Here is a 17,899-nt window from a genome sequence, read left to right as displayed (position 1 = left end):
CACATCGGCGCCGCCGCGTGTCATGCAGCGGTGCGTTACCAGCCGAAGCCGGCACCCACACCGATCGAACTGTCGTCACCACTGAGTGCGCCGCCCACCGTCAAGGTGGCGCGCGGGCTGATCGCACGCTGGTAGCCCACCGACAACGCCGACTCGCCGTTCTGGAAACCGACACCGGCACCGACGCGGTTCTGCGTGGCGATGCCACCGACGCTGGCGGCCATGTTCAACATCGCCGAGCTCATCGCGCCCTGACGATCCAGGCGGCGGTTCTGCCTGCGCAGACGGTCTTCGATATCGCCCTGGTAGGTCTCGAAGCTGTCGGCCATCGCGTTGTAGCGGCTGTCGGTATAGCTGTTGGCCGCGGCAACGCCGTTGTCCAGCTGGCCCTTGTTGACCGCATCGGTGGCTCGCGTGCCGGCGGCCACATTGGCCACCTGACGCTCGCCGCCGACGCTGCCCACCGACACCGTGTTGGCACGATCGGCAACCGACCCCTGACCCAGCGCGACCGCACCTTGCGCACTCGCACGTGCGCCCTGTCCGATCGCCGTGCCGGAGGCCGCACTGACCTGCGCGCCTTCGCCCATCGCCACCGCATTGGTCGCCACCGCGGCAATCTGCGTATTGGCGCCGACCGCGGTGCTGCCATCGGCATTGACGCGTGCGTTGCTGCCGATCGCGGTGTCGTTGGGGCCATGCGCATACGCGCTGCCGCCGATCGCCGTGCCGGTCACGTGATTGGCCACTGCGGCCGTGCCCACGGCGGTGGACGTTGCAGCCGGGGTGATACTGCCGACCACTGCGGCGGTCGGCGTGCCCTGCACGCCTGCGCCGGTATCGGCAACGGCGTTGCCCGACGGGCTCACTGCGCTCGCAGCCACTGCAGGCACCCCTGCAGTGCGCAGCGACAGCGTGCGTGCCGCGGTGCTGGCCGTTGCGGTACCACCGCGTGCATCCAGCTCGGTGACCTTGCTGTCCAACGCGGTCAATGCCGCACCGACATTGTTGTAGCTGGCACCCTGGATCACGTAGGTCGGCGCGACGAACACGCCCTGCGCACCGATCGCCGCGCCACCGCCGAGGAAACTGGCGGCGTTGCTGAGCGACTGGAACAGCTGGCCGCCGTTGATCGCATCGGTACTGGCACCGGCAATCGCACCATTGCCGACGTTGACGATGCGGCGCGTGGCCGGGCCGCCGCGGCCATCGCCGCTACCCACCGAGACCACGTTGGCATCGTAGGTACGCGAGCCTGAGCCCAACGCCACCGAGTCGGCACCACTGGCACCGGCATTGGCACCCAGCGCCACCGCATTGGCACCGCTCTGGCGCACGAAGGAGTTGTAGCCCAACGCCACACCGTTTTCGCCGATGGAATTGGTCTGCCGGCCCATCGCGGTGCTGTTCACGCCGCTGGCGCTGCTGTCCACGCCCATGGCGCTGGCGCCGGTGGCCGAGGCGCGGCTGCCGGAGGCGATCGCCACGCTGCGTGCGCCGCTGGCGGTTGCACCGGCGCCCGCGGCAGTGGCGCGATCACCGGTTGCGCTGGCCACCCCTTCACCGGTGGTTTGCACCATGCCGTTGGTGGTCTGCACATCGGCCGCCAGGGCATCCAGCTGGCCCTTGTTGACCGCATCGGTCGCCGCCTGGCCGTCGCTGACATTGACGATGCGACGCGTAGCCGGACCGCCGCGGCCATTGCCGCTGCCGATCGACACCGTGTCGGCTTCGTAGGTGCGCGAGCCCGAGCCCAGCGCCACCGAATCGGCACCGGTCGCACCGGCGTTGGCACCGAGGGCCACACCATTGACCGCGCTCTGGCGCACGAACGAGTTGTAGCCCACCGACACCGCGTTCTCGCCGATCACGTTGACCTGACGACCGACACCGGTGCTGTTGATGCCGGTTGCCGATGCATCCACACCGACCACGCTGGCGCCGACCGCATCGGCGCGGCTGCCGCCACCCAGGGCAAGCGTATTGTCGGCAAGGGCCGCCGCGCTCTGACCGAGCGCGGTGGCATTGACGCCGTCGGCATACGAATTCCAGCCGATGGCGGTGGTGTAGTCGGCCGTGGCCCACGCGCCCGCACCGAATGCAGCAGCGCCGGTGCCGGAGGCACGCGCCGGGATGAAGCCGAAGAACGTGCTGCCGCCGACGGCCACGCTTTCTTCGCCGGTGGCCTCGCTGAATTCGCCGACGGCCACTGCACTTGCGCCGGAGGCCAGTGCGGCGGCACCCACGGCGGTGCTGTAGTCGCTGGACGCCACCGCACCATAGCCCAGCGCCGACGACAGCCTGCCGCTGGATTCGCTGTAACCACCGAAGGCGGCGCTGCCGACATTGGAGGCGGTGCTGCGGAAACCGGCCGCGGTGGCCTGGTTGTCCGATGCCACCGCTTCGCTGCCGAGCGCGGTCGCATAGGTCGAAATTGCCTGCGCGCCGGCACCGTTTGCGCTGGCACCGACATCGCTGGCCAGGGCATTGCTGCCGACGGCGCTGCTGTTTTCGCCGGTGGCCTGGGCGTTGTTGCCCACTGCAGCTGCGCCGGTTCCGCTGGCCAGCGCACTCACGCCAACCGCCGTTGCGTTATCGACCACCGCCTGCGCACCGGCACCCAACGCCGTGGCGCCGGTACCGGTGGCATTGGCGCCCTCGCCTGCGGCCAGGGCGTTGTCGCCCTCGACGTAGGCACCGGCATCGCTGTCATCGCTGCCGCTGGCCTGGAAGTACTTGCTGGTGGATTGTGCGGTTTCGGCAACGGCGTTGAGCTGATCCAGATTCACCGCGTCGGTGCCCTGCGTACCGGCGGCCACGTTGGTGATCTGACGCTCGTTGCCGGCGCTGCCCACCGACACCGCAAAATCGCGATCGGCCACCGAATCGGCACCCAGCGCCACGCTGCCTTCGCCGGTGGATTCGGCAAAATTGCCGAGCGCGGTGCTGTTGAGGCCCGGTGCCCATGCCGCGCCGCCGAGCGCGGTGGAGTAGTCCCCGGAGGCTTCAGTCGGCAACAGGCCGAGCAGGGCGCCACCGACCGACACGCTGTTGTAGCCGCTGGCCACGCTGCCCTGGCCGGCTGCAACGCTGTAGTCGCCGGTTGCGGTGGCATCGCCACCCACGGCCACGGTATTGGAGCCGCTGGCGGTGCTGAAATTGCCCAGCGCGGTGCTGTTGAAACCGGTCGCACTGGAATAGCCGCCCAAGGCGGTGGAGTAGTTGGAGGTGGCCTCGGCACCGAAGCCGAACGCCGCCGCGCTGGTGCCATCGGCCACGCTCTCTGCGCCGACCGCAGTGGCCGACTCGCCACTGGCGCTGGCGAAATAGCCCACCGCGGTGGTTTCGCTGCCATCGGCCACGCTCAACGTGCCGGCGGCCAGGGAACCATCGCCATACGCACCTGCCGCCGCACCCAGCGCGGTGCTCTGCGCGCCGGCGGCTTCGCTCTCGCCACCCACGGCCACGGCGTAATCGCCGCTGGCCTGACTGAAGGCGCCGTTGGCGATGCTGCCGTAGCCACTGGCAGCGGCGTTGTAGCCGGCTGCATTGGCGTACTGCGCGGTGGCGCTGGCACCGCTGCCGATGGCGACGGCGCCGATCGCAGTGGCCTGGCTGCTGGAACCGAACGCGCTGCTGTAATCGCCGTCTGCGGTAGCGTTGGAGCCGGCTGCGGTGGCGTCCTCGCCCTGCGCATCGGCCGTGCCGGTGCCGGTGCCGGCAAACAGACGCGCAGTGGTTTCGGCGGTTTCGCCGACTGCGTTGAGCTGGTCCAGGTTCACCGCATCGGTACCCTCGGTACCGGCGGCGACATTGGTGATCTGGCGCTCGCCACCGACGCTGCCGACCGCCACCGTATTGTCGCGATCGGCAACCGCGCCGGCACCCAGCGCCACGCTGTTGTCGGCGTAGGCCACGCTGTCGGTACCCAGTGCCGTGCTGCCCTGGCCCCACGCCACGCTGGCCACACCCACCGCAGTGGATGCAGCACCGTTGGCAAGGCTTTCATAACCGAGTGCGGTTGCGCCGCGCCCGCTGGCGATACTGCTGGCACCCAGCGCCGTGCTGTTATCGGCGAGCGCCGACGCATCGGAACCTGCCGCAACGCTGTCGGCGCCTTCGGCAATTGCGGTGCCGTCACCGGTGGCGACGAACGTGCGCGCGGTGTTGGCGGCGCCATCGGACACTGCCGTGAGCTGATCCAGATTGACCGCATCGGTGCCTTCGGTACCGGCAGCGACATTGGTGATCTGACGCTCGCCGCCAACCGTGCCCACCGACACCGTGCTGGCGCGATCGGCCACTGCGCCGACGCCGAGCGCAACGCTGTTGTCGACCGCAATCCGCGCGCCGTCGCCGATCGCAATGCTGTCTGCGCCTTCGACGACTGCCTCGGTGCCCAGCGCAATGCTGCGATCGCCATAGCCGACTGACTGCGAACCGATGGCGATTGCACGCCCACCGCCGGCATAGGCGTTGTCGCCGATGGCGACCGAAACGCTGCCGCTGGCGGCCGAGGTGATGCCCACCGCGACGCTGCCCGCGCCGTAGGCGGTGCTTTCCGCACCCACGGCGGTGCTGGTGTCGCCCCAGGCCACGCTGGCAAAGCCGAGTGCGGTGGATTCGAGGCCATTGGCGATGCTTTCGAAACCGATCGCGGTACCGCCACGACCATTGGCCACGCTGGTGCCGCCGACTGCAGTGCCATAGAAGCCCGATGCCGTGCTGTCGGCACCCACGGCGGTGGCATAGCGGTCGCTGGCGATACTGTTGAAGCCGAGCGCGGTGGCATTGTTGACATTGGCCACCGCACCACTGCCGACCGCAGTGGTGTTGACCGCTGACGCCAGGCTGCTCGAACCCAGCGCAGTGCTGTAATCCTCGTAAGCCGATGCATTGGAACCGGCCGCAACGCTGTCCACGCCTTCGGCAATCGCGGTGCCATCGCCGGTGGCCACGAAGGTGCGCGCGGTGGTGGCGGCGACGTCGGACACGGCGGTGAGCTGATCGAGATTGACCGCATCGCTGCCTTCGGTACCGGCGGCGACGTTGGTGATCTGACGCTCGTCGCCAGCCGCACCCACCGACACGGTGTTGGCGCGCGTGGCCACCGAATTGGCGCCCAAGGCCACCGAGTTGGCGCCGCGTGCGGTGCTGTAGTAACCCAGCGCGGTGCTCAGCTCGCCGCTGGCCCAGGATTCCGGGCCGACTGCCGTGGCACCTTCGCCAGGTGCATAGGCGAAGTAACCCACCGCGGTGGCTTCGGTGCCGGAGGCTTCGCTGAGCGTGCCCACTGCCGTGGTGTAGCTGCCCGATGCGATCGCACCGGCGCCGAGCGCGGTGGAGGCTTCGCCGCTGGCCTGGGTCTGTACGAAGAAGCCCAGACCCGGGATGTAATCGACCGGACCACCGACAGCGGTGCTGCTGGTGCCGCTGGCGCTGGTCTGCGTGCCCACCGCAGTGGCGTAATCGCCCGCCGCATTGGCTACCGCACCGAACGCGGAAGACTGCGTCCCGGCCGCATACGCACCGACGCCGAACGACGAGGCGGCGAAGCCATCGGCATTGGCGCTGGCGCCGACTGCGGTTCCGCCGACGCCGGCACTGGTGGCGCCGGTGGTGACCGGCACGCCGCCGTTGGTGACCAACGGCTCGCCGTCTTCGTCCACGGCAGCGCCGCCCACGGCCACGCTGCCAGGGCCGTTGGCCTGCGCGTTATGGCCGAATGCCGCGCTGTTCTGCCCGGATGCGAGCGCATTGGCGCCGACCGCAGTGGCATTGTCGGCCACCGCATTGGCACCGGTTCCCAGCGCAGTGGTCGCCGTGCCTACCGCATTGGCGGCATCGCCGGCAGCCAGCGCGCTATCGCCTTCGACATAGGCGCCGACGCTGTCTTCGCCCGGGGTCGCCTTGAAGAACGTGGCCGTGTCTTCGGCCACATCGGCCACGTCGCGCAACTGCGCCACGTTCACCGCGTCGGTGGCGTTGACGCCGGCGCCGACATTGGTGATGCGGCGCGTGGCCGGGCCGCCGCGGCCATTGCCGCTGCCGACCGACACCACATCGTCTTCGTGGGTGCGCGAGCCTGCGCCCAGCGCCACCGAGTTGGCACCGGTCACGCCGGCGTTTGCACCCAGCGCGACGCCGTTTTCGCCGCTCTGGCGTACGAAGCTGTTGTAACCGATGGCCACCGCGTTCTCGCCGATCGCATTGGTCTGGCGGCCGATCGCGCTGCTGTTCACGCCGCTGGCGCTGCTGTCAGCACCGCTGGCGAGCGCGCCGGTGGCGCTGGCGCGGCTGCCGGCGCCGATGGCAGTGGCGTTGGCGGCAGGTGCCGATGCGCCGCGGCCGACCTCGACCGATTGCGCCATTGCAGAAAGGGGGAGTGCGATGCCGGCGCTACCCAGCGCCAGGGCGATCGCGGCAACCAGGCAACGGCTCTGGCGACGGTCGATGAATGCGGCGGTGCTCACTGCGCCCGGGCTGTCGCCGCTGGCCAATTCCGATGCCACGGCCCACACGCCTAACGATTTGTTCCAGACCTTGCGATAAATCCGATTCATCGACGCACTGCTCCTGAATGTTGGGACTGGTTTTTTGACGAACACCCACCATCGCGAGGCGTTCCAGCCGCTGCGGTTCCCCGTGGTGATTGGCGCCATGGGCCAAATGGCAGTGCGCGGAAGCTGCACCCTGGGTAGTCAAAAAGTGAACGCTACCCAACCATAGAACTGAGCGAAGTGTTAACAGCGGTCAAATCAGGCGTCAAGTTTTTGACAGAAAGCGAAGCTGAGCGTGCGTTCCATCACACTTCTGCTTGCTTTTATTCGTTTTTTGATAATTCTTTGGAAAACAGCGATCTAGGTCATGTCTTGAGAGACATTTCCAAGCTGAATGCGCATGTCCGCAGCAGACAAAAAAGCCCGCTGGCAGGACGCCAGCAGGCTTGGTTGCGCAAAACCGCGCGCCGAACAGGTCACGAATCGGACCAGCGCTCCCCGCGCCGACCACTCAGCCCATCATGGTGCAGGACGAGAGCGGTTTTGCCCGCACCGTTGCGTCAGGAAACCGACGTCAGCGCCCCCCCCCTCGCGCCGCCATGTGTCGGATCACTGACGCGCCAACAGGCTCACTCCATCGAAGCCGCTGCCGTCGAGACGGATGAAATAGGTCCCGGCACGCGGTGCGGTGAAGCGCACCGTCTGGCTGGTTCCGCTGCGGCTGGACATGCCGTCGTTGTCGGTCGCGCTCGGCGCGCGGCCCAAGGCGACATACAGCGCCGCCTGCCCGCTGCCGCCGAAGCTGATGAAGCTCAGCACCGCACCCGCGTTCGCCTCGAAGGCGAATACACCGGCATCGCCGGCCACATTGGACAAGCCGCGCTCGGGCACGCTGTTGCGCAGCGTCTGGGCATCCAGCTGGCAGCCCAGATCGCCGCTGTCGCAGCGACGCAGTGCACGATCGATCGCCGCGCCGGCATCCACGATGCCGGTGCCGGCCGGCGTGCTCAACGGCAACTGCACCGGAAACGCGCGTGCACTGCGCTTGAGCAGGCGTTCCAGCGCCGCAGGTGTCAGCGGCGGCCTGCCATCGGCGATCAGCGCGCTCTGCACCAGTGCGGCAGTCCCCGCCACGTGCGGCGAGGCCATCGAGGTTCCGGCAAAGCCGGGCCCGATGTAGTCGAATTGGCCGGACGTGGGCGTGGTCTTGCCGGTGTAGCCGGTCTGCCAGATCCAGCTGCCGATCGGGCCGTCGTACAAGGTGTCGGTTGCCAGATCGCGTGCGCCACCACCGGGTGCGGCCAGATCGATCAAGCTGCCGAAATTGCTGTAGTACGCCAGGCCACCGGTCAGGCGGGTGGCCGCCACCGACACCACATTGGCGCAGTTGGCCGGCACCGCACTGGACACATCCGAGCCGTCGTTGCCGGCCGCCACCACCACGGTGGTGCCGCGCGACACCGCACCGTCGATCGCCGCCTGCGTGACCGAATCGCAGGGGCCAAAGCCGCCCAGGCTCATGTTGATGATTTCCGCCGGGTCGCGATTGTCCGGCACACCCTCCACATGCCCGCCGGACGCCCACACGATGGCATCGCTGATATCCGAGAACGAACCGCCGCAATGACCGAGCACGCGGACCGGCAGCACCTTGGCCTTGTAGGCCACGCCGGCACCGCCAATGCCGTTGCCGGTGGTTTCGGCGATCGTGCCGGCCACGTGGGTGCCATGCCAGGAGCTGTCATGCGCCGCGGAAAAAATGCCGCACTCGCCGTCTTCGGCTTCCCAGTCGCCGCGGTCCAGCGCACCCGCCACGCGCGCATCGGTCGGACGTCGCGACCGGCCGGCATCGGTGATGAAGTCGTAGCCCTGCAGCAGATTGCCGGCCAGATCCGGGTGCGCCGGCAGGATGCCGGTGTCGATCACCGCCACCACCACGCCCTCGCCCTGCGCGGTCTTCCACGCCGCCGGCGCATCGATGCCGCCGACCGGATCGGTGAGATGCCATTGATTGCTCGCCAGCAGTGGATCGTTGGGCAAGCTGCCGCCGCTGCTCTGCAACGGATAGGCGCGTGCATCGATCTGTGCATGTTCCACCGCCGGATCGGCTTGCAGCTCGCGCACCAGGCGGTCGGCGTCGCTGCGGCTGAGTTGCGTGGGCAACCGGATCAACTCTCCACCCACCGCCAGGGTACGCACATGCGTCGGCGCCGCCTGCGCGCCGCTGCGCGTGGCCGGCGCCAGGCGCACTGCCGCGCGTGATGCCGCCGCAGTGATGGTGGCCGTGGACGCGGCGCCGACGGTGCGCGCGCTCACTGTGCCGCTGCGATAGGTGACGATGATGGCGTCGACCGGCGCATCGCGCATGGCCTGCAGCTGTTGCGCGCTGCGTATGCCGGCGTCCGGCGTGGCCGCGTTGGCGATGCCGCCGGCAAGCGACAGCACGGCGCTGCAGGCAATGGCGAGGGTTCGGGAACGATGGGTCTGAATCACGATGACGTCCTCTTCAAGATGAAATGCAAATGAGTGAGCACGCAGCCGCCGCGAGCGCAGCCGCTGCGATGGCAAGACCTGCGCTACCAGCCGAAGCCGGCGCCCAGGCCGATCGACCGGTCGTCACCGCTGAGTGCGCCGCCCACCGTCAGGGTGGCGCGCGGGCTGATCGCACGCTGATAGCCCACCGACAACGCCGACTCGCCGTTCTGGAAACCGACGCCGGCACCGACGCGGTTCTGCGTGGCGATGCCACCGACGCTGGCGGCCATGTTCAACATCGCCGAGCTCATCGCACCCTGACGATCCAGGCGACGGTTCTGCCGGCGCAGACGGTCTTCGATGTCGCCCTGGTAGGTCTCGAAGCTGTCGGCCATCGCGTTGTAGCGGCTGTCGGTATAGCTGTTGGCCGCGGCAACGCCGTTGTCCAGCTGGCCCTTGTTGACCGCATCGGTGGCACGTGTGCCGGCGGCCACATTGGCCACCTGACGCTCGCCGCCGACGCTGCCCACCGACACCGTGTTGGCACGATCGGCAACCGACCCCTGCCCCAGCGCGACCGCACCTTGTGCACTGGCACGTGCGCCCTGTCCGATCGCCGTGCCGGAGGCCGCACTGACCTGCGCGCCTTCGCCCATCGCCACCGCATTGGTCGCCACCGCGGCAATCTGCGTGTTGGCGCCGACCGCGGTGCTGCCATCGGCATTGACGCGCGCATTGCTGCCGATTGCGGTGTCGTTGGGGCCATGCGCATACGCGCTGCCGCCGATCGCCGTGCCGGTCACGTGGTTGGCCACTGCGGCCGTGCCGACGGCGGTGGACGTTGCGGCCGGGGTGATGCTGCCGACCGTTGCTGCGGTGGGCGTACCTTGGAGCGCGTTGCTTGCAGCAAGCCCGCTCGCCGTTGCGGTGACGGAGGACACCGCGCTGTCGGCCATGCCGTCAGCGGCCAGCGATATCGACTGCAGGCCATCGGCTGTCGCATCTGCGGTAGTGGCGCCAGCCGAGGCGTCCGCAGCCGGGGCTGGCGCCGTTGCCACACGCGCTGCAGCCGAACGCGCCGCAGCGCCAGGCGTCGTCGTACCACCACGCGCATCCAGCTCGCTGACTTTGCTGTCCAGCGCAGTCAGCGCCTCGCCCACATTGCGGTAACTGCTGCCCTGGACCACGTAGGTCGGCGCAACGAACACGCCCTGCGCACCGATCGCCGCACCACCGCCGAGGAAGCTGGCGGCATTACTCAACGACTGGAACAGCTGGCCGCCGTTGATCGCATCGGTACTGCCACCGGCAATCGCACCATTGCCGACATTGACGATGCGGCGCGTGGCCGGGCCGCCGCGGCCATTGCCGTTGCCCACCGACACCACGTTGGCCTCGTAGCTGCGCGAACCCGCGCCCAGCGCCACCGAATCGGCACCGCTGGCACCGGCATTGGCACCGAGTGCGACGGCATCACGACCACCCTGGCGGGTAAACGCGTTGTAGCCCACTGCCAGACTGTTGTTGCCCAACGCATTGGATTGCACGCCCAATGCCACCGCCGCGCTGCCCGTTTCGCCGACGAACACGCCCACGTTGGCATTGCGCCCGATCGCGATCGCATCGGGCGCATCCGCCTTGGCGTTGGTTCCCAGCGCGATATTGTCGCCATAGAGGATCGACGTATTGGCGCCGCTCCCGATCGCGATGCTCCTGCTGGAGGTGGCACGCGCGTCATAGCCGATGCCGATGCCCTCCGCGCCCTCGGCCGATGCCAATGCCCCCAGCGACACCGTGCGTGGAGCGAACGACGCGGCGCTATGGCCGATCGCCACCGCGTCGGTATTGTTGTCGTTGGAGAACACGTTGGCGTTGTAGCCAAGCGCAACGGCGTAATCGCCGTCGCTGCGCGCACCGGCGCCAATGGCAACGCCACCGACCCGGAACGCACCCGCCGGCCTGAGCGAGGAGCTGATCAGCGACATGCCGCCGAGCGTCACGCTGCGCTCGCCGGCGGCAACCGCCAGACTGCCCACGGCAACACTGCTCTCGCCAAGACTGGAGGCATTGAAGCCCACCGCCGTGGTCATGCTCGCGTCGGCCCGCGCACCAAAACCGAAGGCCGACGCCGCCGTACTGCGCGCGGTCGAGAATGCGCCCACCGCGGTGGCAACATCATCCTGCGCACGTGCGCTGAATCCCGCCGCCATCGATTGCTCACCGCTGGCCGCTGCCCCCGTGCCGACCGCGGTGGCGAAGCTGCGCGTGGCAATCGCCCCGCTGCCCAGCGCCGCTGCGCCGCGCGCCTGGGCCAGGGTGGCCTGTTCCTGCGCACCGACGATGGAACCCGCCGCATCGAATACCGGCACGGACGCGACGCCACCCACTGCAACGGCCGAGGCATCGGCCGCGCTGGCGTTGCGGCCGACGGCCACGGCATCGCGCCCGAGCGCCAGACTGCCCGAACCCAGCGCATTGGCACCATCGCCGATCGCGTTGCTGGCGCTCCCCAGCGCCAGCGCATTGAGTCCGTCGACATGGGCGGCGGCTTCGTCCGTATCGGTCTTGCCAATGGCCAGCGTGCTGTCGAGACGGTCGGCCACCGCACGCACGCTGTCGAGTTGGGCGAGATTGACTGCGTCATTGGCCTCGGTGCCTGCCGCCACGCTGGTGATCTGCCGCGTCAGCCCCGCCTGCACATCGCCAACCGACACCGTATTGCTGCGGTTCGCGTAGGAATGCGCGCCCAGTGCGACGGCGCTGGAGGCAGAGCGGTTCCAGGCATCGTCGACAAAATCGCCCACGCGCGCGCCATAGCCGATCGCCACCGCATCGATGCCATTGGTTTGGGAATCTGCACCGATCGCGGTGTTGTTGCCGTTGAACCACGAGGTGCCGGCACGTGCGCCCAATGCGATGCTGTTTTCAGTGTAAGCGGTGCTGTCGTGACCGATCGAGATACCACCATCGCCCATCGCCAACGAGAAGCCACCCAGCGACACCGTGCGTGGCGCGAACGAACCGGCGCTGTGGCCGATCGCCACCGCATCGGTATTGCCTGGCGCATTGGGAAAGATGTTGGAATCGTAGCCAATGGCAATCGCATAATCGGACTGGCTCTGCGCACCAGCGCCGAGCGCGATGCCGCCTGTTCCGGTGGCAGCGGTGATCGATCCGAAGTTGCTGATGCCACCGACCACCACGCTCTGCACGCCACTGGCCAATGCGGTATCGCCTACCGCGATACTGCTGCTGCCTTGGCTGCGCGCCCGGTAACCGAAGGCGGTGGACGTGTCTCCACTGGCACGCGAACTGTAGCCGCCGGCGGTGGAGAGAAAACCGCTTGCCGTGGACAAGCCGCCGATGGCGGTGGAGCCGTCGTTGAAGGTCTGTGCGCGATAACCCAGCGCGCTGCTCTGCACGCCAGTGGCGCTGGCGCCGCTGCCAACGGCACTGGAAAACGGATCCCCAGCCACCGCACCACCGCCGACGGCAGTGGCCCCCACACCGGACGCTTGCGTGGCCTGTTCGCGTTGCCCGATGACAAATCCGGATGCGTCGTAGTCGTAGACCGTTGCCACGCTGCCGACGGCGGTTGCCGATTCCCCTGCGGCCGACACGTTGTGTCCGATCGCGGTGGCGTCGCGCTCCAAGGCCAGGCTTCCGCCGCCGAACGCGCTGGTTCCATCGCCCAGCGCATTACTCGCATTGCCCAGGGCCAGCGCATCCTGCCCATCCGCAAACGCCGGTGCATCGGCATCTGCCGCAGGCGTTGCCGCTGCTTGCGCGCTCGCTGTTGCAGGCGCGGCGCTGTCGCTTGTCGCCACATCGGTGTCGCAACGCTGTTGGCCTTGGACGACCGTGCAATGTGCAAGCGTGTCGGCTTGCGTGGTCGTGGCCTGGGCAACTCCAGCCATGCCGGCAAGCGCCAGCAGCAGTGCCGCCGCCAGCCTGCCGCGCGCATGCCCCGCAGATCGATATAGCGCTTGATTTCCCGCATCGCGGGCAAGCCTTGCCGTTCGGCGATGAGCACGCTGCTCACCACCGGCATCCAATTGAATTCGCTTCATTAACGACTTACTCCCCATTGGTCTGGCATGTAAAAACCGACCACCGTGCGATTGCATCGCACAGTCCCCCTGAGGTTTATCGAAAACGCACTCGCCCTGCTTCTGCAGCGGGAACTACCCGCGCAAAAGCATCCACGATCAATCCATAAAGTGCTGCAGAAACGCCATGAATCGAAGATTCATAACTTGGTCTGAATCTATTGAAAAACCAAAAGTTCAATTGAGATTGACGTCACACAAGCAACATCACTAGATACTTCGACTAAATACCTAGTAGTTTTTATAGTTACTTAAAGTAAACCATGTTTCGACCTTCACTAAATGCAATTCATCGCAACAGCGCCAATGCGACCGCAGGCGTTCGCCCCCACCAGGAACGCATGCAACGTGATGGCGACAAGCCTTGTGCTGGCCGCAGGCCAGGTTGGAAAACCGCGTTTTTCTCGAGTGTCCTGCCGCTGCGCGCGCTGCGTGCAAGGACGTGGCTGCCATTGGCAGCTGTTGCAGGCGAGCCCGGCTCCTTGGGAGCCTGCAGTCGACCCAAACGCGGCCATGCATTTTCTTGCTCATAAAGCACCACGCATCGCCACGCCGCTCGCGGCAACGATCAAAGGACTCGATACCACCGCAGGCCGTCGCGCAGCTCCGACACCGGAAACGACAACGGCCGTGTGCATCGCTGCACACGGCCGTCCAATGACACGGTTGGTACGGCGCTTCAGCTCACGCCGTACACCTCTCCACCGTCAACCGCACCAGACCCGCGCGTTGCGGAACATGCGCAGCCACGGCGAGTCCTCGCCCCAGTCGGCCGGGTGCCAGCTCAGGTTTGCCGTGCGCGGGGTGCGCTCCGGATGCGGCATCAGGATGGTGGCGCGACCGTCGCTGCTGGTCAGCCCGGTGATGCCGTCCGGCGAGCCGTTCGGATTGAGCGGGTACTGCGATGCCACCGCGCCATCGCCATCGATGAAGCGCAGGGCCACACGGGCAGCCGCCTGATCCACCACGGTGTCGAACTCGGCGCGGCCTTCGCCATGCGCCACCGCCACCGGGATCCGCGAGCCGGCCATGCCGCGCAGGAAGATCGACGGCGACTCCACCACCTCCAGCAAGGCGGTGCGCGCTTCGAACTGCTCGCTGCGATTGCGCAAAAAGCGCGGCCAGTGCTCGGCACCGGGAATGATGTCCTTGAGCTGGCTGAGCATCTGGCAGCCGTTGCACACACCCAGCGCGAAGGTATCGCTGCGCGCAAAGAACGCGGCGAACGCATCGCGCAAGGCCGAGCGCTCCAGGATCGAGGTGGCCCAGCCACGGCCGGCACCCAGCACGTCGCCGTAGCTGAAGCCGCCACAGGCGGCAAACCCGGAGAACTGCGCCAGATCCACGCGGCCTTCGATCAGGTCGCTCATGTGCACGTCGAACGCGCGGAAACCGGCGCGTTCGAAGTTGTAAGCCATCTCGATCTGCCCGTTGACGCCCTGCTCGCGCAGGATCGCCACCTTGGGCCGCGCACCGGTCGCCACAAACGGCGCGGCCACGTCTTCGGACGGGTCAAACACCAGCTTCGGACGCAATCCCGGCGCCTGGAAGTCGCGTGCCTGCGCGCGCTCCTCGTCGGCGGTTTCCGGGTTGTCGCGCAATTTCTGCATGGCGTGCGTCACCGACCACCAGGCGTCGAATAATGCCTCCCAACGCCACTCGGCCAGCACCCGGCCCTGCCCGCTCACGCGGATGCGTGGCGCGCCGGTGGGGCGTGCGATGCGCTGCGCGCACTCGGTCAGCGCATGCCGCTCGACCAGATCGGCGAACGCGGCGCGGTCCTCGCTGGCGATCTGCACCACCGCACCCAGTTCTTCGTTGAACAGGCTGCGGAACGCATCGTCGCCCCAGGCATCGAGGGTGATGTCCAGGCCCTGCCGCGAGGCGAACGCCATCTCGCACAGCGCCGCAAACGCACCGCCATCGCTGCGGTCGTGGTACGCCAGCAACAGGCCGCTCTCGCGCGCCGCGCGGATCAGTTCAAAGAAGCTGCGCAGCCGCTGCGCATCGTCCAGATCCGGCACCTCGCCGCCGAACGCCGGCAATGCCGCAGCGTCGGCATACACCTGCGCCAGCACCGAACCGCCCAGGCGCTGCTTGCCGCCGCCCAGCCCGATCAACCACAGCTCGCTCTCTTCGTCGCTGCGCAACAACGGCGTCAACTGCGTGCGCACATCGCCGACCGGCGCGAACGCACTGATGATCAGCGAGACCGGTGAAACGCTCTTGTGGGCGATGGGATTGGAGATTGGGGATTGGGGATTCGCAACGGCGGAGGGCTGCGGCGTTTCGCCATTCCCGATTCCCGATTCTCCATTCCCGACAACCCACTGCGCCTGCATCGACAGCGAGTCCTTGCCCACCGGCACGCTCAGTTCGAGTGCCGGGCACAGCTCCATGCCGATCGCGCGCACGGCGTCGTACAGCAGCGCGTCTTCGCCGGCGTGACCGGCGGCGGCCATCCAGTTGGCCGACAGCTTGATGCTGTCCAGCGTCTGCACCGGCGCGGCGCACAGGTTGGTGATCGCCTCGCCCACCGCCATGCGCGCAGACGCGGCGGCGTTCAACAACGCCAGCGGGGTGCGCTCGCCGATCGACATCGCCTCGCCGGCGAAGGTGTCGAAGCCGGCCAGGGTGATCGCGCAATCGGCCAGCGGCAGCTGCCACGGCCCGATCATCTGCTCGCGCGCGGTCAGGCCGCCCACGCTGCGGTCGCCGATGGTCACCAAAAAGCTCTTGGACGCCACCGTGGGATGCGCCAGCACGCGCAGGCCGGCCTGCTGCAGGTCCAGCGCGGCGGTCTGCAGCACCGGCCACTGCGGCACCGGCGGATGCACCGCATCGCGATGCATCTTCGGTGCCTTGCCGAAGAGCACATCCATCGGCAGGTCGATCGGGAGCGGGGATTGGGGATTGGGGATTGGGGATTGGTTGGAAGCAACGGCGGACCCGGCAACTGATGAATCGCTTTTGCGAATCTCCAATCCCGGCTCCCCAATCCCGTCCCCAAACACGCCATAGCCAACCACCAGCCGCTCCTCGGCCGTGGCCACGCCGACGGCGGCAAACGGGCAGCGTTCGCGCGCGCAGATGGCGGCAAATTCGTCCAGGCGTGCCTGCGGTACGCCCAGCACGTAGCGCTCCTGCGATTCGTTGCACCACAGTTCCAGCGGCGACAGTGAGGGGTCGTCGGTGAGCACGCGGCCCAGGTCGATGATGCCGCCCACGCCGGAGTCGTGCAGCAACTCGGGGATGGCGTTGGACAGGCCGCCCGCGCCCACATCGTGGAACCAGCGGATCGGGTTGTCGCTGCCCAGCGCCACGCAGCGGTCGATGACCTCCTGGCAGCGGCGCTCCATCTCCGGGTTTTCGCGCTGCACGCTGGCGAAATCCAGCGCTTCGGCACTGTCGCCGGCCGCCACCGAGCTGGCCGCACCACCGCCCAGGCCGATCAGCATCGCCGGGCCGCCCAGCACGATCACCGCATCGCCGGGCTGCAGGCGCAGCTTCTCGACCTGATTGCGATCGATCGCGCCCAGGCCGCCGGCCAGCATGATCGGCTTGTCGTAGGCGCGGGTCAGGCCCTCACCTTCGGCAAGCTCGAAACTGCGGAAATAGCCGAGCAGGTTCGGCCGGCCGAATTCGTTGTTGAACGCGGCGCCGCCGAGCGGGCCGTCGAGCATGATGTCCAGCGCCGGGGCCATGCGCGGGTTCAGCGCGCGCGGCGCCTCCCACGGCTGCGGCAGGGTCGGGATGCGCAGGTGCGACACCGTGAACCCGGTCAGCCCGGCCTTGGGCTTGCCGCCGCGGCCGGTGGCGCCTTCGTCGCGGATCTCGCCACCGGCACCGGTGGCGGCGCCGGGAAACGGCGCGATCGCGGTCGGGTGGTTATGCGTTTCGACCTTGATCGCAAACGCCGACGGCAGCACCGCCTCGGCACGGTACTCGCCACTGGCCGGATCCGGGCGATAGCGCGCGGCCGGCACGCCTTCCACCACCGCCGCGTTGTCGCTGTAGGCCGACAAGGTGTGCTGCGGGGTCTGCTGGTGGGTGTGCTTGATCATGCGGAACAGCGAGCGTTCCTGCGGCTTGCCGTCGATGGTCCAGCTGGCATTGAAGATCTTGTGCCGGCAGTGCTCGGAATTGGCCTGGGCGAACATCATCAGCTCGACATCGGCCGGGTCGCGGCCCAGCTCGGCGAAGCGTTCGCGCAGGTAGTCGATCTCGTCCTGCGCCAGCGCCAGGCCGAGGTCGCGGTTGGCCTGTTCCAGCGCCGCCAGCGGCACACGCTGCAACTGTCCGCGATCGGGCACGTTGAACAGCGCCTCGGCGGCCGCGGCCGAGCCGAGCAGCGACTGCGTCATCGGGTCGTGCAGCAGCTTGGCCACGGCGGCCTGCATCGCTTCGTCGGCCGGCCAGCCGGCCAGATCGATGCGGGTACCGCGCTCCACGCGCTGGATCGGCTGCCCGGCCCCGCGCACCAGTTCGGTGGCCTTGCTCGACCACGGCGACAAGGTGCCCAGACGCGGCACCACATAGCGCGAGGAAGCATCCTCGGCCCGCGGCGCGGGGGCGGCTTCGGCCTGCAGGATCCGCTGCAAGGTGGCCTGGTCGGGCGCTTGCCCGGCCTCGGCGCGGATGAAGTACACGTGCCAGGCGCCGGTGATGCGCAGCGCGGGAACGAGGGTTTGCAGGCGGGTTTCGAGCCGAGCGCGGCGGAACGGCGAAAGGGCGGAAGCGCCCTCGAGGACCATCATGTCCGGGGAACCGTGTCAGAAACGGGGCTGCAGATTGTAACGGAGCTGATGCGTCGGC

General features: G+C 68.0%; 4 protein-coding genes. All 4 read right to left on the bottom strand.

The features are described 5' to 3' along the window. Nucleotides 1-35 precede the first annotated feature (35 nt). Nucleotides 36-6,563 carry an ESPR-type extended signal peptide-containing protein gene (locus AC1KVE_RS12105; protein ID WP_184458202.1) on the bottom strand — a complete coding sequence of 2,176 codons (6,528 nt, stop codon included), beginning with the start codon at nt 6,561-6,563 and terminating at the stop codon, nt 36-38. Between the two features lie 546 nt (nt 6,564-7,109). Then, on the bottom strand, nt 7,110-8,993 hold the full coding sequence (locus tag AC1KVE_RS12100; protein WP_481092125.1) for a S8 family peptidase: 1,884 nt from the start codon (nt 8,991-8,993) through the stop codon (nt 7,110-7,112). Nucleotides 8,994-9,076: 83 nt separating this feature from the next. After that, nucleotides 9,077-13,045 (bottom strand): YadA-like family protein, encoded by a 3,969-nt coding sequence (locus AC1KVE_RS12095; protein ID WP_481092124.1) that lies wholly within the window; start codon nt 13,043-13,045, stop codon nt 9,077-9,079. A 746-nt stretch (nt 13,046-13,791) separates the two neighbouring features. Further along, nucleotides 13,792-17,841, bottom strand: a complete 4,050-nt coding sequence (purL, locus tag AC1KVE_RS12090) for a phosphoribosylformylglycinamidine synthase (protein WP_481092123.1) — start codon at nt 17,839-17,841, stop codon at nt 13,792-13,794. Nucleotides 17,842-17,899: the final 58 nt, after the last annotated feature.

It is taken from the genome of Xanthomonas sp. NCPPB 2864, assembly GCF_056675615.1.
Note: the sequence above shows the minus strand (reverse complement) of the source record. Positions and strands in the feature narration are given on the sequence as shown.

Bases quoted from the DNA above. Each gene is read 5' to 3' on its own strand.
- AC1KVE_RS12105 (WP_184458202.1), bottom strand. From the start codon at position 6,563: ATGAATCGGATTTATCGCAAGGTCTGGAACAAATCGTTAGGCGTGTGG.
- AC1KVE_RS12095 (WP_481092124.1), bottom strand. From the start codon at position 13,045: ATGAAGCGAATTCAATTGGATGCCGGTGGTGAGCAGCGTGCTCATCGC.
- purL (WP_481092123.1), bottom strand. From the start codon at position 17,841: ATGATGGTCCTCGAGGGCGCTTCCGCCCTTTCGCCGTTCCGCCGCGCT.